The 705-nt window shown below is 34.9% G+C and carries 1 protein-coding gene; it reads right to left on the bottom strand.

The window, feature by feature from the left end; all coding sequences use genetic code 11:
• The coding region (locus tag Q0954_RS34220; RefSeq protein ID WP_299466655.1) for a phage integrase SAM-like domain-containing protein at positions 1-705 on the bottom strand (705 nt) is incomplete at both ends.

Here is a 705-nt window from a genome sequence, read left to right on the forward strand (position 1 = left end):
TTTACCCGTTCTTTAATAATCCAAGTACGCTCATTACGTTTAAATAGGTGCTCTTTTTTTAAAGAATCAATGTCTACAAATGCAAGTCCGGTAAAACACTGAAAAACAAAACAATCTCTAATGCGATCCATATTCAGCTTATCAGACAAATCCAATTCCATAAGCTTTTTTAGTTCTTCTAATGTTAGTACCTCTCGTTTAGTTTTTTCATCCTTGGGGATTTTGAACTCTGCAATCAAAGGGTTTTTATCCATCTCGCCGAGTTGTACTGCCATATTAATTGCCTTCCGAAAATGCCTTACTTCCCTAATGGCAGTTTCGTGTTTTTTGGGATACCTGATACTACCATCAAACCTGACAGTGGTTTTAGTAGTACACCAATCTACATATCGAATATCAAAACCTTTATAATTATTCTTTAGTAAATCACGCAAGTGGATATCTTCTTTACCAAACTCATCTTTAAGAAAGAGCTTAAGGTTGTCGATTGTTACTTGTATTCTCCTTATCGTATTAGGTCGTAAGCCACTACGTTGTTTAGACTTCTCAAGAGCTTCTAAAAAGGTAAGTCCTTTTTCTTCTTGCCCCTTGGCAATAGCTTTCAGCTTTTTAAGAACGATCTCTTCATTAGAACTTACAAGGTCATTATAACCACGAAGAATTCTTGTTCTGGTTTGATTAAGTAAACGGTTCTTTTCTTTAATA

It is taken from the genome of uncultured Microscilla sp. (assembly GCF_947493425.1).
Lineage (GTDB): Bacteria > Bacteroidota > Bacteroidia > Cytophagales > Microscillaceae > Microscilla.